At 60.5% G+C, this 19453-nt stretch carries 20 protein-coding genes; 14 read left to right on the plus strand and 6 right to left on the minus strand.

Features of this window, described 5'->3' with window-relative positions; all coding sequences use genetic code 11:
- Positions 1–22 precede the first annotated feature (22 nt).
- The 3 genes from P8Q88_RS05240 to P8Q88_RS05250 are packed head-to-tail and all read right to left on the minus strand — an operon-like array spanning position 23 to position 4028.
- The gene (locus P8Q88_RS05240; protein WP_278322796.1) at positions 23–1339 is read right to left on the minus strand and encodes a PepSY-associated TM helix domain-containing protein; all 1317 of its coding nucleotides are present in this window, start codon (positions 1337–1339) and stop codon (positions 23–25) included.
- Positions 1336–1914, minus strand: a complete 579-nt coding sequence (locus tag P8Q88_RS05245; RefSeq protein WP_278322797.1) for a hypothetical protein — start codon at positions 1912–1914, stop codon at positions 1336–1338. Before P8Q88_RS05245 ends, P8Q88_RS05240 begins: the two co-directional genes overlap by 4 nt.
- Positions 1914–4028 carry a TonB-dependent siderophore receptor gene (locus tag P8Q88_RS05250; protein ID WP_278322798.1) on the minus strand — a complete coding sequence of 705 codons (2115 nt, stop codon included), beginning with the start codon at positions 4026–4028 and terminating at the stop codon, positions 1914–1916. The genes P8Q88_RS05245 and P8Q88_RS05250 overlap by 1 nt, the downstream gene beginning before the upstream one ends.
- 390 nt (positions 4029–4418) lie before the next feature.
- Here P8Q88_RS05250 and P8Q88_RS05255 point away from each other — a divergent pair, with 390 nt between their 5' ends.
- The 4 genes from P8Q88_RS05255 to arsB are packed head-to-tail and all read left to right on the plus strand — an operon-like array spanning position 4419 to position 6807.
- A complete protein-coding gene (locus P8Q88_RS05255; protein ID WP_278322799.1) occupies positions 4419–4757 on the plus strand; it encodes an ArsR/SmtB family transcription factor in 339 nt (112 codons plus the stop codon).
- Complete coding sequence (locus P8Q88_RS05260) at positions 4757–5227, plus strand: ArsI/CadI family heavy metal resistance metalloenzyme (protein WP_278322800.1); 471 nt, start codon at positions 4757–4759, stop codon at positions 5225–5227. Before P8Q88_RS05255 ends, P8Q88_RS05260 begins: the two co-directional genes overlap by 1 nt.
- 9 nt (positions 5228–5236) lie before the next feature.
- A complete protein-coding gene (locus P8Q88_RS05265) occupies positions 5237–5737 on the plus strand; it encodes an arsenate reductase ArsC (protein WP_278322801.1) in 501 nt (166 codons plus the stop codon).
- Positions 5734–6807 carry an ACR3 family arsenite efflux transporter gene (arsB, locus tag P8Q88_RS05270; RefSeq protein WP_278322802.1) on the plus strand — a complete coding sequence of 358 codons (1074 nt, stop codon included), beginning with the start codon at positions 5734–5736 and terminating at the stop codon, positions 6805–6807. Before P8Q88_RS05265 ends, arsB begins: the two co-directional genes overlap by 4 nt.
- Here arsB and P8Q88_RS05275 read toward each other — a convergent pair.
- Positions 6800–8119 carry an APC family permease gene (locus P8Q88_RS05275; RefSeq protein WP_278322803.1) on the minus strand — a complete coding sequence of 440 codons (1320 nt, stop codon included), beginning with the start codon at positions 8117–8119 and terminating at the stop codon, positions 6800–6802. The genes arsB and P8Q88_RS05275 overlap by 8 nt on opposite strands.
- A complete protein-coding gene (locus P8Q88_RS05280; RefSeq protein WP_061921494.1) occupies positions 8037–8372 on the minus strand; it encodes a DMT family protein in 336 nt (111 codons plus the stop codon). The genes P8Q88_RS05275 and P8Q88_RS05280 overlap by 83 nt, the downstream gene beginning before the upstream one ends.
- 322 nt (positions 8373–8694) lie before the next feature.
- Between P8Q88_RS05280 and P8Q88_RS05285 the strand changes: the two genes are divergently transcribed.
- The 5 genes from P8Q88_RS05285 to P8Q88_RS05305 all read left to right on the plus strand — a co-directional run bounded on the left by P8Q88_RS05285 (position 8695) and on the right by P8Q88_RS05305 (position 11607).
- Positions 8695–9219, plus strand: coding sequence for a hypothetical protein (locus P8Q88_RS05285; RefSeq protein WP_278322804.1), 525 nt, complete (start codon positions 8695–8697; stop codon positions 9217–9219).
- A 102-nt stretch (positions 9220–9321) separates the two neighbouring features.
- Positions 9322–9846 carry a hypothetical protein gene (locus tag P8Q88_RS05290; protein ID WP_278322805.1) on the plus strand — a complete coding sequence of 175 codons (525 nt, stop codon included), beginning with the start codon at positions 9322–9324 and terminating at the stop codon, positions 9844–9846.
- A 2-nt stretch (positions 9847–9848) separates the two neighbouring features.
- Positions 9849–10472: a hypothetical protein gene (locus P8Q88_RS05295; RefSeq protein ID WP_278322806.1), complete on the plus strand. Its 624-nt coding sequence runs from the start codon at positions 9849–9851 to the stop codon at positions 10470–10472.
- A complete protein-coding gene (locus P8Q88_RS05300; RefSeq protein ID WP_278322807.1) occupies positions 10469–10972 on the plus strand; it encodes a hypothetical protein in 504 nt (167 codons plus the stop codon). Before P8Q88_RS05295 ends, P8Q88_RS05300 begins: the two co-directional genes overlap by 4 nt.
- A 74-nt stretch (positions 10973–11046) precedes the next feature.
- A complete protein-coding gene (locus tag P8Q88_RS05305; RefSeq protein ID WP_278322808.1) occupies positions 11047–11607 on the plus strand; it encodes a 3'-5' exonuclease in 561 nt (186 codons plus the stop codon).
- Positions 11608–12024: 417 nt separating this feature from the next.
- Here P8Q88_RS05305 and P8Q88_RS05310 read toward each other — a convergent pair whose 3' ends face one another.
- Positions 12025–13512, minus strand: coding sequence for a hypothetical protein (locus tag P8Q88_RS05310; RefSeq protein ID WP_278322809.1), 1488 nt, complete (start codon positions 13510–13512; stop codon positions 12025–12027).
- Positions 13513–13572: 60 nt separating this feature from the next.
- On the opposite strand from P8Q88_RS05310, the gene P8Q88_RS05315 reads away from it, so the two are divergent.
- The 5 genes from P8Q88_RS05315 to P8Q88_RS05335 all read left to right on the plus strand — a co-directional run bounded on the left by P8Q88_RS05315 (position 13573) and on the right by P8Q88_RS05335 (position 19450).
- Positions 13573–14028 (plus strand): hypothetical protein, encoded by a 456-nt coding sequence (locus tag P8Q88_RS05315; RefSeq protein ID WP_278322810.1) that lies wholly within the window; start codon positions 13573–13575, stop codon positions 14026–14028.
- 204 nt (positions 14029–14232) lie between these two features.
- The gene (locus P8Q88_RS05320) at positions 14233–16362 is read left to right on the plus strand and encodes an FAD-dependent oxidoreductase (protein ID WP_278322811.1); all 2130 of its coding nucleotides are present in this window, start codon (positions 14233–14235) and stop codon (positions 16360–16362) included.
- The gene (locus P8Q88_RS05325; protein WP_278322812.1) at positions 16349–17311 is read left to right on the plus strand and encodes an alpha-amylase family protein; all 963 of its coding nucleotides are present in this window, start codon (positions 16349–16351) and stop codon (positions 17309–17311) included. Before P8Q88_RS05320 ends, P8Q88_RS05325 begins: the two co-directional genes overlap by 14 nt.
- Positions 17312–17318: 7 nt before the next feature.
- Positions 17319–18377 (plus strand): polyprenyl synthetase family protein, encoded by a 1059-nt coding sequence (locus P8Q88_RS05330; RefSeq protein WP_278322813.1) that lies wholly within the window; start codon positions 17319–17321, stop codon positions 18375–18377.
- The gene (locus P8Q88_RS05335; RefSeq protein ID WP_278322814.1) at positions 18374–19450 is read left to right on the plus strand and encodes a saccharopine dehydrogenase family protein; all 1077 of its coding nucleotides are present in this window, start codon (positions 18374–18376) and stop codon (positions 19448–19450) included. Before P8Q88_RS05330 ends, P8Q88_RS05335 begins: the two co-directional genes overlap by 4 nt.
- Positions 19451–19453 lie beyond the last annotated feature (3 nt).

The raw sequence follows: 19453 nt of genomic DNA on the forward strand, positions 1-19453 counted from the left end.
AACGCGCTCTAAACGCAGCGCATCACTCGACTGGGAGCTGAGAAACACTCGTTTCGATTGTCGTTCGGGTCTGTTTCACCCAAAGCAGCGACGATATGATCGTCAGCAAACATACCGACCAGAAGATTGCGACGAACTGCGCATCGTTGCCAAGTGTCAGGCGTGCAACAAGTGTGGCTGTCATGCCCGCGGGAACGCCTACGACAAAGCCCCACCAACTTGCCCGCAGATAAGCGAATGGCTTGCCGGCCCTGTCACGCTTGTCGAGCCAGATGAACGTCCCGGTCGCCACCACGGTGGTCATCGCCAGGCCGAACAGGATGTAGGCGATTTTGACCGGTAGCCCACCATAGTTGCCGAAATGCAAATTGTAGGTGGAAGCCGCTAGTTGCTGGCCGACGGTACCGTCCGCCATGCCCGCCGTGCCGCGGAAATCGCCGTCACCGGAGAATGCGTAATACTCGCCGAAGATCAGCCGGCGCGGATGTTCGGCAACGATCTGGATGTGCTGTCCCGCCGTGCCGGGGTCGTGCAGGATGACATAATAGGGGCGAGTCTCGGGATATTCGCGCTCCATGTAGGAAAGCGTCGGCGCCACATCCGGAAACGGCGCGGGTGAAGCGTCGCCTTCGGGCTCGCCGCCGAAGACCGGAGCAAGCGCGGCTTCGCTGTCGCCGCCATAGGCGCTTGCTGCAAGACCCGACCCCGAAATGTAGAACAGACCGATCATGGTGCCCGTCAGCGCAATCGCCAGGGCGAAGGGTATCGTCCAGACAGCCAGCCGGTTGTGCCAGTCCAGCGTGGCGACATCGTCGCCTCGCCGCGCGCGAAGGCGAAAGGCGTCGCGAAAGATGCGCGGATGCGCCGCGATGCCGGAGATCGTTAGGGCGACCAGCATCGCGCCGAACAGTCCGACTAACGACATGCCGACTACGGCTGGCAGGTTCAGCCGGTAATGCAGTGCCAGCAGGAATTCGGCCCAGGCATTCTCTTCCGGCATCGCGATACTGCCGCTTTCGTCGATGTGTACCGCCTGCGTATCGGTGGTGATCGTCGTGCGCGGCAGATCTTCCGTCGGCAGATGGACGTAGAGGTGGGTCGTGGTCGGCCTGTCGCTTTCTGTCGCAAGCACGTTCTCGATTCCGCGCTGGATGGCGGCGGGCGCAATTGCCGTCATCTCGGGCGCATCGCGCTGTTCGAACCGCTGCCATTCTTCGTACAGCACGATAGCCGTGCCGGTAGCGCAGATCAGGTAGAGCAGAGCGCAGCACACAAGCCCTAGGGCCGAATGCGCGGAGATCGCCTTACGTACCGTTCCCTTGGAGAGTGCTATGGTCATGCCGGGCCGCCTTGCAGCAAGAGTAAGGACGCCGATAGTGCCGCAATGCCCGCAATCCAGGCAACTTGCCGGGTGCGCCGCGTCATCATCAGAAGGGCGAAAGTAAGGACGGGCCATGCCACCGGAACGGTGGCCAGCACGGCGACGTTGCCGTCCGCCTCCGCGCCCCCGGTCGTCAGGATGACGGCCCTGATGGCTAGCGCGAGAAGTAGGCTCGCAACCAAAGCGAGCGGGCCGGCGATGAGGAAGGTTACCCAGCCGGATCGCTGGGCCACGGTAATCTCGCTGCTTCCCCGATGGCTCGTCCTGATCGTTTTCGCGCGTGCTTTGCGGGCTGGTTTCGCCGCCGCGAAGGCCAGCGCCACGCTGGCCGCGAAGGTTGCGACAAGCACGATCACAGCTACGCCCCATTCGCCCGCCGCGCTGTCACCCACGACTAGCGCCGCCAGCAGGGTAACCCAGCCAGCGATGTTCAGTATCGTCGAACGTTGGGGCTTTCCCCAAGACAGCCGGAGCACGGCCACACCGGCGATCGCCAGCGTAGCCGCTATCCAGATTGACGTATCGCCATCCATCAGAAGCTGACCGTCACCGAACCGTTGATGCTGCGCTTCTCGCCAGGAAAGCAGTCGCCGCGGACCAGGCAGACTGCATAATACTCCTCGTTCGTGACATTGCGCGCGGTGAGCCTGAATTCGAACCGGTCGAAGTCGTAGCCGAGCGACAGATCGCCCACCGTGCGCCCATCCACCCGGTAGGTGAGCAGGTTGCCATCGATCGCCGAGATACCGTTGCTCTCGTTCCCACCGACATAGCGCAGCCCGCCGCCCAGACTGAGCCCGTCGAGCGCGCCCCGGAAATTGTACAGGGCGAACAGCGAGGCCTGCCAGTCGGCGATCGAGGTCAGCGCAAAGCCGTTCGGATCTTCGGCATCGAGATAGCTGACATTGGCATCAAGCCGCAGCCCGCCAACCAGCGCGTTGCCTTCGAACTCGATACCGCGGATCTTCGAGATGCCTTCCTGCTGGCTGTTGCCGCCCACCAGTGCATTGGGATTGGGCAAGTTGGACACTTCGATGTCGAACGCCGACAGTGTGACAAGGGCATTGATGCCGGTCGGCTGCCACTTGATCCCGGCCTCGTACTGACGCCCTTCCTGCGGCAGCAATTGCTGGTTGGTAATCGTGTCGATGCCGACCACCGGCTCGAAACTCTCGGCATAGCTGACATAGGGAGAAATGCCTGCCGGGCCGCGCCACAGTAATCCGAAGCTGAGGCTGGTGGCGTCGTCCTTCTGCGTGGAGCCGTTTTCCACCCGATTGTCGACGCTGTCGAAACGCACACCGGCGTTGGCGACCAGCGAACCCCAGCTCATCTGGTTCGAGATGTAGAACCCCGTCGAGTCCACGTAATTGCGCGGACCGTTGCCCTGGAATTGCCGAACCTCCTCGACGCTCAGCACATCCTGGTACTGTGGATCGAAGGCGTTCAACGTGCCGCCGTTGAAGATGTAGGCGGTGTCGGAATCGGTAAAGACGTCCTGGCGCTGCACCCCGACAAGCAATTCGTGTTCGATCGGCCCGGTGGAGAATTCGCCGCGCAGGCGTGCGTCGAGCGCAAGCTGTTCGCTGCGGTTGTCGGCCAGATAATATGTCCACGCCCCGTCCCCGTTTTCGTCGATGCGCGGCACGCCATTACCCTGAAAGGCGATCCACGCCTGCCGATAATCGGCCTGTGAATCGACGTAGCGACCAACCGCCTCGAACGAGAACGTATCGTTGAATTGCTGTTCGAGAAGCAGGGTAAGCGCGAAGCTTTCCGTATCGTAAGCGTTGAAACCCGGCGCTCCGTGATATGCGTATGGATCGATCTCCTGACCCTCGGCGGTCGGGAAAAGTGTTCCCGTCACTGGCAGGAACTGATGCGCGGTATCGGATCGCTGTTCCGAATAATTGGCAAGGATCGTCACCTCGGTGCCGGTCGCGGGCCGCAGGGTAAGCGCGGGCGCGATGACAAGCTTGTCGTCGCTTACCTGTTCGATCTGCGTATCAGCATCGCGCAGGATGCCTACAAATCGGAACTGCGCCTGATCTTCCGCACCGGGGATAGCGATATTGATATCGGTCGCGATCTGCGCGCGAGCGAAGCTGCCGTAGTCGAGCCGGACCTCTCCTTGTGTGACGCTATGCGGCCGCTTGGTCACGACGTTGATGATGCCACCGGGCGAGCCTGCGCCGTAGAGCACCGATGCCGGACCCTTCAGGACTTCCACTTGCTCGAGCGTATAAATGTCCTGCCGGGTCGTATTGTAGAACCCGAACAGGTACTGAAGATTGTCGCGATATTCGGGCGCATCGAGACCGCGAACCTGTGCGAAATCGCCGCGAGTAGAAAACCCGAAGGGTTCGGCCGTGACGCCCGCCGAATAGGTCAGCGCATCGTCCAGCGACTGGGCGCCCTTTTCCTCGAAATCCTGCTCGGTTTCGATCGAAATCGAACGAGCTGTCTCCACTATCGGCGTATCGGATTTTGTTGCCCCGAAGTCCGTGAGCGCGCCAGTGACGACGATTGTTTGCTCGTCCGCTTCGTCGGTGGGGTCGCCGGTTTGTGCCGAACGATCCTGCGCGTAGGCAGGCGATGCAATTATCAGCGCTAACGTGGCGGTGGCCGTAAGAAAAATAGGTTTCAAAATTCGCTCCATGGACGCAATCGGAGAGCTCGCTAATGCGAGTCATTCTCATTTGCAAGTGTTGTGGGAAATTGGGCGCATTGGGATTCGAAGATCAGGTAGGTAGGAAGAGAGTATCGATGGTTCCTGGAAGCGAGCTGCGAGGTCATGGACCTCTCAGAAAATCGATTGCAGGACCGCTCTCGTGCAATAGCTGATATTGAAACGTCGAAGGTTGGGTGGTTGGCACGCCGACATGAACTGGGCTGGTTGCCGACAGGCCGGTATCGGTCAAAGTGCTGCTCAAAGCAGACTTAGGTCAGCAGCGGATCAAGATTGCTCGCGTGATAAAACTTGACGCCCGTCGCACTCTTCCATATTTCGATATTTATCGAATTGTTGGAGTGAGCGATGGAAGCCGACCGCGTCATCCGCGCACTGTCTGCCCTGGCACAGGAGCATCGCCTTGCCGCGTTCCGCTTGCTGGTGCAGGCGGGCGAGCAAGGCGTTGCTGCCGGGGTGCTGGCTGAAAAACTAAATGTTCCCCCATCGTCGATGAGCTTCCACCTAGGCCAGCTCGCCAATGCGGGATTGGTAACCCAGCGGCGCGAAAGCCGCTCTATCATCTATTCGGCGGACTATGCCGCGATGAACGGCCTGATGGGCTACCTCACCGAAAACTGCTGCGGCGGCATGTCCTGTTCCGAGGACGCTGCCTGCCTTCCTTCACCTCAACGAAAGAGTGCCTGATGAAGAGATTCCACGTGCATGTTGGCGTGACCGACATCGACAAGTCTGTCGCCTTCTATTCGAGCCTGTTCGGAACCGAACCTACAGTGGTGAAGGCGGATTACGCCAAGTGGATGCTCGACGATCCCCGCATCAATTTTGCGATCTCGATGCGCGAGGATGCGGCCAAGGGCATCGAGCACGTCGGCTTGCAGGTCGAGGACAAGACCGAACTCGAAGAGGTCTATGGCCGCCTAAGAGCTGCAGACCGTCCCGTGCTCGAAGAAGGTGCAACGACTTGTTGCTATGCGCAATCGGAAAAGAGCTGGATCGCCGATCCCGATGGCGTGGTGTGGGAAGCCTTTCTTACCGATGGCGAGAGCACGACCTACGGCGGCAATCCTGATCTCCATCAACTTGCCTCCGCCGACGCCGCGTCGAGCGCTTGCTGTGCACCGCAGCTGACTCCCGCCAAGACCTCCTGCTGCTGAGGTTACCAAATGTCCGATCAACCGCTGAACGTGCTGTTCCTGTGCACGGGCAATTCCGCTCGCTCGATCTTGGGCGAAGTTATCCTCAACCATGACGGCGAAGGCCGATTCAAAGCCTACAGCGCCGGGAGCAATCCAACTGGCACCGTCAACCCTTGGGCGATCCACACGCTCAAGGCTTTGGGCTATCCGGCAGACGGCTATTCCTCAAAGAGTTGGAGCGACTTTGCTCATGGGCCAGAGTTCGATCTGATCTTTACCGTCTGCGACAGCGCAGCGGCGGAGACGTGTCCGATTTGGCCTGGGCGTCCGACCTCGGCACACTGGGGTATTCCCGATCCGGCGGCGGCAGAGGGCAGCGATGCTGAGAAAGCAGCGGCCTTCCTCGATGCCTTTCGCATGCTCAAGCGGCGCATCGACCTGATGCTGGCGCTCCCGATTGCCAGCCTTGAGCAAATTGCCCTGTGCGAAAGGCTGCAGGCCATCGGAAAGGACGCTGACAAGCAATGACCTCTGCAACTGCTGACTTGGATGCCCGCGTAGCGGGTTTGGGCCTGTTCGAGAAATGGCTCTCGGTATGGGTCGGCGCTGCGATCCTCGCTGGAATTACGCTTGGCAATGCCGGGCCAGAGTTGTTCGCGTCGCTAGCGGCTATCGAATACGCCTCGGTCAACCTCGTCGTCGCGGTGCTGATCTGGGCGATGATATTCCCGATGATGGTCTCAGTCGATTTTGGCGCGGTGCGCCGCGTCGGCGACAAACCCAAGGGGCTGATCATCACGCTGGTGGCCAACTGGCTGATCAAACCATTCACGATGGCGGCGCTGGGCGTGCTGTTCTTCGAGGTAGTCTTTGCCGACCTGATCGCACCTGCCGACGCGCAGCAGTATATCGCCGGGCTGATCCTACTGGGTGCGGCCCCTTGCACCGCGATGGTGTTTGTGTGGTCGCATCTCACCAAGGGTGATCCAACTTATACGTTGGTGCAGGTGGCGGCGAACGATCTCATCATGATCGTCGCATTTGCACCCATCGTCGCGCTATTGCTCGGCGTTACCGACATTGCTGTGCCGTGGGACACCTTGCTGCTCTCGGTCGCACTGTATGTCGTCGTACCGCTCGTGGCGGGGGCCATCGTGCGGCATCGGCTGCTTGCGACGCATGGCGGCGATCAGGCGGCAGTGTCAGAGTTCACTGGGCGCACCAAGCCGCTTTCGATCATTGGCCTGTTGCTGACCGTGTTGCTGCTGTTTGGCTTCCAGGCGGAAACCATCGTCGCACGTCCACTGCTCATCGCGCTGATCGCTGCACCAATTGTTGTCCAAAGCTACAGCATCTTCTTCATCGCTTATGGCTGGGCAAAGGCTTGGAAGGTCCCCCACGCAGTGGCTGCACCCTGCGCACTGATCGGCACATCGAATTTTTTCGAGCTGGCTGTGGCGGTAGCCATCGGCCTGTTCGGGCTAGGAAGCGGCGCTTCACTGGCAACGGTAGTAGGAGTGCTGGTCGAAGTACCGGTCATGCTCTCGCTGGTCGCGATTGCGAACCGGACGCGAGGGGGCTTCCAGCAAGTCAGCTAGTCAGCCGCAACCGGATCACTGTCCGAAGGCCAAAGGCAGCCCCGAGAGCAAGCGAGGCCGAGAGCCAGTACAGCGGCGGCACAAAAGCTGCCAGCCCGAGGCATCCGGCAAGCCCCACCCAAGCGATCCAGCGCGGGAACAGTCGCTCTTCTCCTTGCAGCCGCAGAGCCGCCGCGTTCGTAATCGCGTAATAAACTAACACTGTCATTGCGCTAAAGGTCCAGGCAACACGAATATCGCCCAGAAGACAAAGCCCGCCAACCACCACCGCCATGCCGACGATGGCGGCAACAGGCTCTCCGCCGCGCAGTTTGCCAAACAGTGCCGGTGCATCGCCGCGTCGCCCCATAGCGAGCAGGACCCGCGACAGCCCGAGGATGAGGTTGAGCAGGACGCCGATCATCGCGAGCATCGCGGCAGCCGCGACGACGATGACGAGCCATTCGGGCCCAAAGGCGCGTGAGGCGGCCTCCAGCGGCGTGGCAGCATCCGTGAGCGACCCCGCGTGCAGAGTGAGTACGTGGCCAACGCCTAGATAGAGTATGGTAGTGACGGCGATGGTTGCGAGGATGGCAGGCGGAATAGTGCGTTTGGGATCGCGGACTTCCTCGGCCATGGTGGCAACGCGCCCATAACCGGTGAAGGCCACGAACAGCAGCGCACAGGCATGGAGGAAATTCGGCGCAGACGCTTGCACGGAATTTAAGGGTTCCGCATCCTGGCTCACACCGCCCAGCACTACGAAGACAGCAAGTGCGGCAACGACCAGCAAAACGATGGCGGCATTCAGCCAGTTGGCGCGGCGGAGACCAGCCAAGACCAGGGCGGTCAGCGCGACGATCAGCGTCAGCGCAACCGGAACCAGCGTCAGATCGGTTCCAATCAATGCGTCGAGGTAAGCCGCAAAAGCTAGGGCCGCTGTGGCCGCAGACGCCGACTTTGCCAGCAGGAACATCGTGCCCGCCGTGAACCCTGCGGCCGGAAACAGGAAAACGTAGCCATATTCGTAAGTCCCTCCCGCCCTCGCGTGACTTGCTGCGAGCTGCGCGCTCGAAAGGGCATTGCAGCTTGCCACGAGAGCAGCCAGAAGGATCGCCGGAAGCACCCACCATCCGACCATGTTCTCGGCAAGTCCAATACTGACGAAAACGCCCGATCCCAGCATAGAGCCAAGCCCGAGCAGAACAGCTCCGACAAGCCCAATCTCCCGCTCGAGTTTCGTGGTCATCTCAGCGACCCACGAACAAGAAGCCGACAGCGGCCATGATGCATCCGAACGCGGCAAAATGTCGCCAAGATAAGGCTTCGCCAAGCACAAGCACCATGAAGCCGCCGAAGATTGTGAGCGCGATGGCTTCCTGCATGATCTTGAGCTGGCCCGCTGTAAAGCCTGAGGCATAGCCAATGCGGTTGGCAGGGACCGCGAAGCAGTATTCGACAAAGGCGATTGCCCAGCTGATCATGATGACCGTAAACAGCGGCTTCGACATGCCGCCCTTGAGATGCCAATACCAGGCTACGGTCATGAAAATGTTAGAGACGATTAACAGGATGATAGTGGGCATCAGAGAACTCCGCGCTACTTGAAGTAGGGCTTGCTAGCCTCTTCCGACGTTTGGGCTTCATCGACAAGATCTTAGTCCTCGTTCCCTCATCGAGATTGGGCTCCGAGTGGAATGTCCGCTTTAAGAGCGCGCCGACAATCCGGAGAGTGACCGATTTGGGGGCGCAAAGCTGCCGTAGGACGCTCGTTAAATTCGCGGCTGCTCTCTACCGTGAAGACAAGTAGAAATGTCATTTGAGAAGTCTGGTGGCTGACGCCGGAAGGTGAAAATTCCACCATAGGTGCGCAGACTTCAGCCAGCTGCGCCCCGCCTAGAGACTCCCATGACAAAGAAACAAGTGAAGGGCACAGCGTCCTATGAAGGCGCTCTGCTTATGTGCCAGAACCTCGCCGAACTGACCGCCTACGAACTCGCAGGTGACCAGGTTCTGATCCCCGACAGTGTCGGTAGCTCATCCGACATTTCGCGATCGCTAGTCCTCATGCCTGGGCTCAGGCTAGCCTCTACCGAGATGGCAAGAGGCATCGCGATGCTGGGGACGAGCGCCCTTGGCGTGAGATGCCTGCACTATCCTGACGGCGAATGCATCGGCGACTTCACCGTGCTGTTCGCAGAGAACGGCGGTGCCGAGCGCTTTGCATCAATGCGCGCATGGGTGGATCGAGATCGCGGACTCTACCTCATCCCCGATGAGGTCGTCGCCGAAGCGGCAGAGGCTTTCTTCAAGTTCGATCGCGGCCTTCGAAAGGTCGAGCGGCCCTGGGCTGACGAGGCCGATCGACAGCGCGGTCTCGCAGAAGCGATGAACCTGCTCCTGGCTAAAGGGCCCGCTAGCCGGGCCGACTGATCCCGGAATGAAGGGAATGCTCGGCGTGTAGGCCGAGAGAGTTATGAAAATAGAAGGGGGAGGTCGCGCTCGGCCAGAGCGGCCTCCCTCGAAGGAATTCCAATGAACGCAATATCTTTGCACCGCCCTCTGGAGGGCGAACCCTTGCTGCGGCCTATTACCCATCGCACGGGTGGCCGCTTCGCCTCGCTCCTGATCTCCTGCTGCCTCGCCACTGTGGAGACCGCCCGCATCGACGAGCGCATCAGAAGCGGCTTCTTCGAGAACGAAGAGGCCGGAGTTGTGGTTACCGCCACCAGCTGCGATCGCCCGCTTTTTTATCACGAGTGCGAGGTTCTGGCGCACTTCTCCCACAAGGACCTTGCCCTTCTACGCTTCGATCCACTCGAAGGGGCCTCCTTCGATGTCCTGCTCGAAGGGAGCCAGACTTGGCAGTGCAACTATTTCGCCTGGCGCCGCGAAGGCGACCGTCTCTGGCTCATTCCCGCTCATACCGAGGGTCCTTTCTTCCGACTGAGCGAGACGGGGCTCGAGACCTATCAGAGTGCTCCCTACGAAAACGGCCACCAGCGCTATGCCGGCATCATCCGCGCCATCGAAACTCCCTCGTTCGACGGGAGGTTCTGATCATGCCGAAGGCAAAATCCCAGAAGGCCGAAGTCGCTAGGGCCGCAGAAGTGCAGTCCAAGGTCAAGATGAAGGTCTTCACGCACGATCCGTGCGACGACCATCCCGACTTCGGCTGGTTCCGGTATTGGTACGAGACCGAGTTCGACCGGCCGACCGTGACCGACTGGATCGAGAAGAAATGCTCGCCAGGCGACGATCCGAAGTTCGGTCGCGCGGCGCGGATCGAGGTCCTCCTCCCACCCAGCGCCCCGGCGGATTATACCAACATTGAGTTCCTAACCCTGCGCTTCGACGAGACCTTGCCGCCCTTCGAGAAGCACGCGCTGGTCCAGGCGAAGATCCTGCTAGACGACGATGAAGCCTGGCACATCGGCTATGAGCGGGTTCGCAGCTTTGCTCGGTCCCACTTCGCCCACCGGTTTGTGGTCATTTTGATCGCGCATATTCCGGGGACGGCCGGGCTAAAGGGGCAGGGCAATCACATCCATTGCGCGGTCCTTTCCAGGACGATCAACATCAATGGGTTTGGCGGTGCCTGCACGGCTCTGTGCAGCGATCGCGGCTACGAAGCGGCGGTCGCTGCATGGCAGGAGCATAAGGATAACTGGGACGTAAAGGGATGAGTGGAGAAGAGAGCTATGAGACCGTCCATGCCTTGGCAGAGCACTGGGCCAGAAAGGGGCCCGGTGAAGTCGAAAAGATACAGGTAACCTTGAACCTTGCCCGCCAGCTTCTGGCGGGCGGGGAGGTTCAGCCATACGCGGACGGCGAGAATCCGTTCGAACCGGTACCCTATCCTTGGGAAACCACCGAGGTCACACCGAACATTCCACGGCGCATATTCCTAGGGACGGTAAGTGATCTCGCCACGGGCCAGGGGCATACGGTGTGGTTCGCGGCTGGCCTCGCTCGGGATGAAGATGAGTTCCGGCGCCAGCTGGCAACTCACATCGGCCAAATGCTTGCCAATGGCGCGACGGTAAAAGCGGTCATTGAGGACTTTCCGTTCGCGAAGACCTTCATCTCACCCTCACTTCGAAAGATGCTCCGGAAGTTCGACCAAGGCCGGAATGCGCCAGCGGGGTTCTTCTACCTCAGTCAGTGGCACGAAAATCGCTCGTGAAGGCTTGCCTGGTCCAGCAGGTCCGGGCGACGGCCCCCACGCATTTCCGTGAGATAAAAAAGAGACCAAGAGAAATGAAGAACATCCTGAACCGAAGCGACCGGCGCTTTGCGATCCTCGACGTCGAAGCATCAGCCCTAGAGACGGGAAGCTACCCGATCGAAGTGGGTGTGGCGCTCGTTCGCGGACCTTCAGAGGCGATTGGTGTCGGCGCTAAACTCATCCGGCCGACCAAGAAGTGGCTAGATACCGGCGTGTGGTCGAAATCGTCCGAAGCGGTGCACGGCATTCCTCTCGAGCGCGTGCAGAGTGAGGGTGAACCTGTTGAAGAGGTCTGCGACTGGCTGAATGAAATGCTCGGTATCGACACGATCGTTGCCACCGATGCTCCCCGATACGATCAGGATTGGCTCGATACGTTGTTCGCAGCTGCGGGGCGCGAGCAGGAGTTCAGGATCTTCGACTTCCAGGTGCTGACGAGGGACTTCAGCGCCGACCAGCATAGCCACCTAGCGTATCTGCTTGGGAAGGATGCTCCACCGCATCGTGCAGCTGAAGATGCTTTGCGTTTGGCTTCCAAGCTCATGGAGACCCCTTGGGGGCACCCGACGCTCGAAGGTCCGTTGCCCCTGTGATACTGCTCGGCCAGATTACCCGCACGAATTTGGGGGCACTAGCGGGGGCATCAAGCTACGCGATGCCTTGCAAAGCGCGCTATTTCAGGACCTGCAGTCAATTTCGTGGTTCCCTCCTGCTCCGCCACCCACCCCGAGCACCAGCCTCAAGTATCAGGCAGCTTCGTAAGTTCGGGATTGAGGCGGCTTCGCGGGATTTATCGGTAAGAGCCGGATCCTTCGATGAGTGTCTCGAACCATATTTGGAACGGCTGTCCGGCGACGTCGTCGCAGCGGACAAGATCGGATTCCGATAACGATCCGCTATCGGTCGAGTTTCAGACCATCAGATCGGCAATGCGATTCTTGGCAGATCAAGCAAGTTCCGAAGGCTTGATAACTCACTGCACCTTTCCAGCTGACCAGTCCTCATATCGATCACGCAGGAAGCGTTAGGTGCTTGGCACCGAATACCGATTGCCAACCTTCGATCTCCGCGACGATGATCTCATCGACCGACTGTACCAATTCGCTCGTCGCGCGATACGACATCTGCGCTTGATCGCCGGAGAGTAGCAGTTCGATGCGCGCCTCGACGCTGGAAAGCTTGCTCGCGGTGGCGAGCGAGATCGCGGAGAAGCGCTCAAAATCCCCGAAGTATCGGATTCCAGCCAGGTTGGCGCCAAGTGTCGGGAAGGCAACCCCCATGAAAGTGAACACTTTCGCGATCGAACGGGGCCACTCGGACGGGAGTAGGGAAAGCGCCGCACCAGCCTCGATCCCGAGATAGATCGCGACTGTGACCAGTGCGGTCAAAAAGCAGGTCTCGGCCGATCGGTCGATCCGATGGTGAACTCTCGCAAGCTGCGCAGATTTGGCCTCGTGGTATCGGCGTTGGCCCTTCACATGCGGCAATACGACGCCCTGCAGAACCTTGCGCATATAAGCGCGGTCAACCTTCACATCCGGCAGTCCGGCATCGCGCAGCGCATCCCTGGCAAATCGCTCGGGCCAGTCGTCCCCGTCTCCGCGTGGCCAGCGCCCTATGGGGCGAGCAACGCCCATGATGGCAATAGCCGGACCAAAACGAAGATATTCGGCAACCCTTCGCGTCTCAAACCACCTTCGGTGCCATGCAAATCTGTAGCCCGCATAGGTGATCAGCAAGATCGACAGAAGCAGGCCGAATTCGATCGATGCGAATATCCATTTGTATTCGGCAAGATCCAGCGGAAGGTAAGCGATCCCGGCGATAATCGCAAAAGCAGACAGGGCGAAGCTTACCGTCATGCCGCTGCGATAGGCGTCGGAAAGGCGGCTGGAGACGCCATCAGCCCAGGCGAAGGCTGGCAGCAATTCATCCCGAAGGCTGGTATAGACACGGCCCTCCTCGTCGAGAACCGACCGCGCGGTTTCGAGCAATTGTCGGGCGCTGCCCTCCGCGATTTTGTCCGGAGACTCGTATACCGCCTGGATCGTGCCCGACTTCGTCGTGCGCCCGCCGAACACGGTCTCGATGTGGCGATAGATGCCAAAACCGAAGGGACTGCGCCGCCGCCATTTTTCCCGGCTCATCGCCTGAACAGCGGGGCTGATCGGCGCGAGCGTGGTTTCGACAAGGGCACGCAGGCGTGTGGTCTCAGCTTCGCCTTTTTCTCCCCGCGCAAGGTGTCCGAGTTCCTCAGATCGGGAGAGAATTGTCCAGCCCACCGGATCAGCAAGATCGACTACCAAGACAGGGGTGCCATTTTGCAGCGCGGACACGACTGTATGGCCCGTCCCGCCTGCCAGATCGGTGCGCTTGCAGTCCCACACGGCAATCAGCAAATCCGACCGCTCGATCATGATCCGCCCGGCGAGCGCAACATTGTCCGATGTCAGCGCCTGCAAACGGTGCCCGACACTCTCATCATCAGGGCCCGCCATCTTTCTTAGCAGGAGGTCGCGGATCTCTGCGTCACGGTCGGCGATTTGGAAAACGTCCGCATGGGCAAGCAAGCGGCGAATTTCGGCAGCACGGTCCCTGACCGCTGGATCCCGGGCTTCCTGCCCGTCGCACAAGGCCGTCAGATCGTCGGGCGTGGCCGGAGCTGCGTTTATTGCAAGGTTCAAGTCCTTGCCGAAGGGGAGCGGGGCGACAATTTGCCAACCCTTCTCGAGAGCGAAATTGGCCGCGACCTGATCAATGCCTTCGGCCATCAGACTGTGCAGGCGGATTTCCCCTGGGTGATCAAGAGCGATCTCGCTTCGGATGCCCTCAATCGTCTCGAAGATATCCAGCAATGCCGCTTCCACTGCCTGAGCGTTGGCTGCAAAGGCGGGATTGTCGGGGCGATGACCGGTTATTCCGAGCGCAAGGTGCGGCTTCCAATTAGAAAGGGGGTTCTGAACCATGTGTTCTGTGTGCCCCCTCCTGCACCGCACTCGGTGCGCTTTTCATAACCGCACGTCTCGTCGGCCTACAAGCCCCCGGTCCACAAGCGCAAGACACTGGCGACAGCGTCGGAAGAGCATTTCCGGAAACCGCATGCGGCGGCCTCTGATCGGTATGCCCAAATTGGTTTGACATCTGGCAGCGGGAGTGGGAGCAAACCCAATGGGGAATATGAGGCGAAATTACCGCCACACCTTGGACAAGCACCGGGAATGAACGCCCGGCCCATCAAGGTCGCCATAGTGGGCGGCGGCTGCGCCTCCATGACGACTGCCTGGGAACTGTCAAAAGCCGAACACGCCGGCAAATTCGACATCACTATCTACCAAGAAGGCTGGCGCCTTGGTGGCAAAGGCGCGTCCGGCAGGGGAGCAAACGGCCGGATCGAAGAGCACGGCCTGCATATCTGGCTTGGCTTTTACGACAACAGCTTTCGCATGATGCGTGCGTGCCACGCCGAGCTGGAAGCGAAGGGTATGGGCGACCTCTACGGAGACTGGCGCGATGCGTGGACGCCAAAGAACGATATTGCCCTGTGCTCGCAATCCCCGGAGGGCGGCTTTACCAATTGGCGCGCGCACTTGCCGCCCCGCCCCGGCCTTCCGGGTGACCCGCTCGACCAGGACCAGGGCTTTTCGCTCGCACATTACTGCGCAAGCGCCTTCGACCTTTTTCGTGCCCTGATACTCGATACTAGCGTCAACGGTCATGGTGTCGCCACAGCCAGCGAAAGCACGGGCGACCCGGACCAGTTGGCTCGGCGATTGACCTCGCTGGTCAAGCTCGGTGCCTTCGCAACCACCGCCGGTCTTGCACAGGTGCTGGGCCTGCTCGCTTCCCTCAGCCGATCGGCAACGCCCGAGAACGCGGACGCGCTTTTCGGAGGGATCGAACGCATTTGCTCGGCGATGCGGCAGTGGCTGGAAGATCAGTGGCTGGCCGACAGCGAAAATCGCTATCTGTGGGAGATCGCCGACCTGACGCTCGCCACAATCGTCGGGATGACCCGCCACCGTGTGTGGTTCGATCCGCGCGGTCTCGATGCGCTTGAAGACTACGAATGCCGCGAGTTCCTGCACATGCACGGGGCTTCCCTGCGCTCGTTGCAGTCCCCCTTTATTCGCGGCCTCTACGATCTTTCGATGGGCTATGAAGACGGGGACATGACCAAGCCCGCGCTTTCCGCCGGACAAGGCCTGCGCGGCACGATGCGTACGTTCTTCAGCTACCGCGGCGCGTTCATGTGGAAGATGCGGGCCGGCATGGGCGATGTCGTCTTTGCGCCGCTCTACACGGCGATGAAGGAACGCGGCGTCAAATTCGAGTTCTTCCATCGCCTGACCAATATGGGTCTCGCCAACAGCGCAGATCATGTCGACAGCCTGACTTTCGACGTGCAGGCGAAGGTCAAGCGCGGGCGCGCATATGATCCGCTGGTCCCGGTCGCCGGCAAACCCTGCTGGCCCTCGCAACCCGTATGGGAACAGCTCGTCGGCGCGAGGAAGATGCAGCAGCAGGACTGGAACCTGGAATCCCACTGGGACCGGCGCCGCGCAGATACCAAGACCTTGGCCGTCGGCGAGGATTTCGATCTGGTCGTGCTCGGTGTCGGGATCGGCGCAATACCGTATGTCGCCAGCGAATTTGTCGAACGCGACCCGCGCTGGAAGAGCATGTGCGACAACGTGAAGACTGTCGCATCTCAAGCGTTCCAGGTCTGGCTCGATAAAGACTTGCCCGATCTTGGCTGGCCTGGTCCGGCCTACATCACCGGCGCCTTTGCCAAGCCGTTCGATACCTGGTGCGACATGGCTCACGTGGTCCCGGAGGAAGGCTGGAAGACCCGCCCGAAGACGTCTGTCTATTTCTGTGCGGTGTTGCCCGACCCACCGCAGCCTCCGGCCGACGACGATCGGGACTATCCGGCACGGCGCAACGCAGAGGTTCGCATCAACGCAGAGGAATTCCTGCAAGGGCCCGTGCGCGAGGTGTGGCCGGGCGCCTATGACGACAATGGCGGCTTCCGGTGGGATATCCTCAAGGCGGACGAAGAGAATCCGGCAAGCCTGAAACTGAAGGGTCGGGCACGCTTTGCTAGCCAGTACTGGCGAGCCAACGTCAATCCATCGGATCGCTATGTAATCCATACGCCTGGTAGCCACCGGCACCGGATCTCGCCGCTCGACATGACATACGACAATTTGACAATCTGCGGCGACTGGACCGATAGTGGCTTTCCCTCGGGTTGCGTCGAAGGTGCCGTGATGTCGGGCCTGCTTGCCGCGCATGCGCTTAGCGGGTCTCCCAAGCTCGAGGATATAACCGCCTATGACCACCCGTAAAGGGCCCGAGACCAAGGGCAAGGCAGGCGAACGAAGGTCTCGCGTAAAGCGGAAGGCTCCGGCGCGTTCCGGTCCGATACGAACTGGCTCGCACCTGCCGCTAACAGGCCAGCACCAACCGCCTTATTCGAACCATTCCGGCCATGCCGATCAACATGGCCATTCGCAGCACCCGGGCCATTTTGAATCCATGTCGCCGAGCGCCCGCGCCGATGGCAATCTCGACGAGGGCATGATCAATAAGGGCGTCGCAGACAGCGTGCGCCTTGCTTACAAAGTCTTCAGTGACACGGTCGCTCAAGGCCGGCTGGCTGCGGAGCAATTCCGCCATGGCAATTACAACATGCGCGACGTGCCGGTGGATGTGCAAATTCTCGGCAATCGCATGATCCGGCTCACCCGTGAGCTGACCGAAACCACTCTGAACATCCTTGAGCGATTGCTCAAGCAGGTCGGCGAGGTGCCTCAGACCCCACCTCAGCGCTTGCGAGGCACCGTGCCACCTTTTCCGACGGGCGGACATTCGAACGGGCAGGCGCCACCGACGAGTGAGCCCCCTTCTCAAGCTGCGCCGCCCACTGGACAGCAACCTCCTTCCGATGACCAGGCGCCTCCCTCTTCGCACTCGGGCTCGGCGACCGGCCTCCGCAACGAGCTGGACCTGACCGTAAGGTTCAAGGGCAAGGAGACGGCGAAAATGCGCTCTTCACCGCTCGTGCGCCCGTCGACGCCGACGCTCCCGAGTGAGCTTTCCATCACTCCGATGCAGCCCATCCAGGGCAAAGCGGCGCCGATTGCCGACGTTTCATTTGAGGCCGACCTCAACGGCAAACTTATCGCAACGGTCACGATCCCTGCTAAACAGGCGCCCGGCATTTATTCCGGCATCGTCGTTCCGAAACACACCGAGATTCCGCTCGGCGTACTGACGATCGAGATCGTCAAATAACATGGGAATGGACGCGCAGCCCTTGTTTGCTCCGGCGGAACCTCCGGCGGGCAGCCTTGTCGCGCGGTATGCCACATCGACCCGCGCCGAGCTCGACCGCTATCTCGCAATTGAGAAGAATGCCCCGTACCTTGGCGAGCTGATGGCCGAATATCCGGGCCGCGGCGGCAAGATGATGCGGCCAGCGATCTGTATCGCAAACGCGCGCATATTCGGCGATGATCTGGGCGAAGACTATGCCCCTGCCATACGATGTGCCGCGGCAATCGAAATGCTGCACAATGCGTTGCTGATCCATGACGATGTGCAGGATGGAAGCGAGGAACGCCGCGGACGGCCTACCCTTCACGCGATCCACGGAATACCCCTGGCGATAAACGCTGGCGATGCCCTAATGTTCAGCGCATTCCAACCCTTGCTTGATGCCGTAAGGCCGCTTGGCTCAGAAGTGACGCGGCAGGTGCTCGCGGTGACCATGACCATGGCCCGGCAAACGGCAGAGGGGCAGGCGCTCGAACTGGGCTGGCGCGATCGCAATATCACCGACCTGACCGAGGCCGACTATCTGCAAATGGCACTGAAAAAAACGGCCTGGATGGGGATGATCTGGCCTGCCCAGCTCGGTGTGATCGTGGGCTCCGCCGGCTATGTCGATCCAGAGCATGTTATGCGTTTTGGATACTTTCTTGGCCTGGCCTTCCAGATCGAAGACGACTTGCGCAATCTCTCCGACGATCCGGGATACGGCAAGGAGCGCAACGGCGATTTGTTCGAGGGCAAGCGAACGCTCATGCTGATCCATGTCCGGCAGGCTGCGAGCAGCTCCGAGAAAAAGCGGATCGACTCCTTCATGGCAATGCCGCGCGAGGAGAGATCGATGAAGGACGTGGACTGGCTGGCCAAACTCATGCGAGATCGCGGCTCAATCGATCATGCTCGCGAAGTTGCCCACGCAATGGCAGGCGCCGCGTTGCATGAATTCTCGATGGTTTATGCAGGCAAGCCTCCCTCGGAGGATCTCGACTATCTTTCCGGTCTCGCAAACTGGGTATTCGCGAGGCCATGAGCGGGCGTGTCCTCCTTTACGGAGCGACAGGCTTCACCGGCGCTGAAATCGCGGCAATGCTTGCGGGCAAGGTTGATCTCGTCATCGCCGGCAGAAGTGAAGCAAGGGTTAGCGCCTTGGGCGCCGAGCTCCGCACGCCGTGGCGATCATTCGATCTCAGCGATGAACGCGCTATCGATATCGCGCTCGAGGACATCGATCTCGTCCTCCATGCCGCTGGACCCTTCGGTACGACGGCGCGTCCGATGATGCACGGCTGCCTGCGAAACAGTGTCGATTACATCGATCTGGGCGGAGAATGGCCGGTATTCGTCGAAGCGATGGGTCTCGATGCCGCGGCGCGAGAGGCCGGCACCATGATCCTGCCCGGGATCGGCCTTACGGTTGCCGCCTCCGATTGCCTGATGGCGACCGCGATGCAGCGCTGGCCGGAGACGACCCGGCTATGCCTTGGAATTTCCCGCGCGCAGATCATTTCGCGCGGCAGCGTGGAGAGTGCGGCTGCAATGATGAGCCCCAACGTCATCGTCCGAAAGGACGGGGCTCTCGCAACCATACCCGCAGGAAGCCTGGTGCGCGCATTCGACTTTGGAGAGGGGCTTAGCGAAGCAACCGCGATGAGCTGGGCGGATGTCGTGACCGCTGGTTTGATGACCGGGGTTGATGCGATCGAAGTCTATTCGGAAATGCGCTGGGCCGAACGCGCAAGCTATCGACTCTCGGGCATGACAATGGACGTGTTCGGAGCGGAACCGGCCAAATTGGTGGGCAAGGCGCTGGCACAGGTCTGGCCGGAAGGGCCGAGCATGGAAGACCGCGGTCAGGCAAGTTTCGTAATGGAAGTGCATGCCATCGATCCCTGGCGACGAGAGCGTCGGCTTTCGATGCGCACCCGTGACGGCTATAGCTTCAGCGTCCTGACCGCTGTCGATGCGGTGCACCGCGTGCTCGCTGGCGAAGGCGCTGCCGGGTTCCAGACACCCGCTCTTGCCTTTGGAGCCGACTTCATTTTTGAAGCCGACGCGGCGCGGCTCGAACCGGTGCATCGCCCCGACGGAAGCGTGGGCGCATGAGGA

It is taken from the genome of Qipengyuania marincola (genome assembly GCF_029688625.1).
Classification (GTDB): domain Bacteria; phylum Pseudomonadota; class Alphaproteobacteria; order Sphingomonadales; family Sphingomonadaceae; genus Qipengyuania.

What these genes read in the sequence shown, in the direction of transcription:
- P8Q88_RS05335 (WP_278322814.1), top strand. Translation starts at nt 18,374, where the DNA reads ATGAGCGGGCGTGTCCTCCTTTACGGAGCGACAGGCTTCACCGGCGCT.
- P8Q88_RS05300 (WP_278322807.1), top strand. Translation starts at nt 10,469, where the DNA reads ATGAGTGGAGAAGAGAGCTATGAGACCGTCCATGCCTTGGCAGAGCAC.
- P8Q88_RS05240 (WP_278322796.1), bottom strand. Translation starts at nt 1,339, where the DNA reads ATGACCATAGCACTCTCCAAGGGAACGGTACGTAAGGCGATCTCCGCG.
- P8Q88_RS05285 (WP_278322804.1), top strand. Translation starts at nt 8,695, where the DNA reads ATGACAAAGAAACAAGTGAAGGGCACAGCGTCCTATGAAGGCGCTCTG.
- P8Q88_RS05310 (WP_278322809.1), bottom strand. Translation starts at nt 13,512, where the DNA reads ATGGCGGGCCCTGATGATGAGAGTGTCGGGCACCGTTTGCAGGCGCTG.
- P8Q88_RS05325 (WP_278322812.1), top strand. Translation starts at nt 16,349, where the DNA reads ATGACCACCCGTAAAGGGCCCGAGACCAAGGGCAAGGCAGGCGAACGA.
- P8Q88_RS05265 (WP_278322801.1), top strand. Translation starts at nt 5,237, where the DNA reads ATGTCCGATCAACCGCTGAACGTGCTGTTCCTGTGCACGGGCAATTCC.
- P8Q88_RS05255 (WP_278322799.1), top strand. Translation starts at nt 4,419, where the DNA reads ATGGAAGCCGACCGCGTCATCCGCGCACTGTCTGCCCTGGCACAGGAG.
- P8Q88_RS05245 (WP_278322797.1), bottom strand. Translation starts at nt 1,914, where the DNA reads ATGGATGGCGATACGTCAATCTGGATAGCGGCTACGCTGGCGATCGCC.
- P8Q88_RS05280 (WP_061921494.1), bottom strand. Translation starts at nt 8,372, where the DNA reads ATGCCCACTATCATCCTGTTAATCGTCTCTAACATTTTCATGACCGTA.
- P8Q88_RS05315 (WP_278322810.1), top strand. Translation starts at nt 13,573, where the DNA reads ATGGGCAAGCAAGCGGCGAATTTCGGCAGCACGGTCCCTGACCGCTGG.
- P8Q88_RS05290 (WP_278322805.1), top strand. Translation starts at nt 9,322, where the DNA reads ATGAACGCAATATCTTTGCACCGCCCTCTGGAGGGCGAACCCTTGCTG.
- arsB (WP_278322802.1), top strand. Translation starts at nt 5,734, where the DNA reads ATGACCTCTGCAACTGCTGACTTGGATGCCCGCGTAGCGGGTTTGGGC.
- P8Q88_RS05330 (WP_278322813.1), top strand. Translation starts at nt 17,319, where the DNA reads ATGGACGCGCAGCCCTTGTTTGCTCCGGCGGAACCTCCGGCGGGCAGC.
- P8Q88_RS05320 (WP_278322811.1), top strand. Translation starts at nt 14,233, where the DNA reads ATGAACGCCCGGCCCATCAAGGTCGCCATAGTGGGCGGCGGCTGCGCC.
- P8Q88_RS05305 (WP_278322808.1), top strand. Translation starts at nt 11,047, where the DNA reads ATGAAGAACATCCTGAACCGAAGCGACCGGCGCTTTGCGATCCTCGAC.
- P8Q88_RS05260 (WP_278322800.1), top strand. Translation starts at nt 4,757, where the DNA reads ATGAAGAGATTCCACGTGCATGTTGGCGTGACCGACATCGACAAGTCT.
- P8Q88_RS05295 (WP_278322806.1), top strand. Translation starts at nt 9,849, where the DNA reads ATGCCGAAGGCAAAATCCCAGAAGGCCGAAGTCGCTAGGGCCGCAGAA.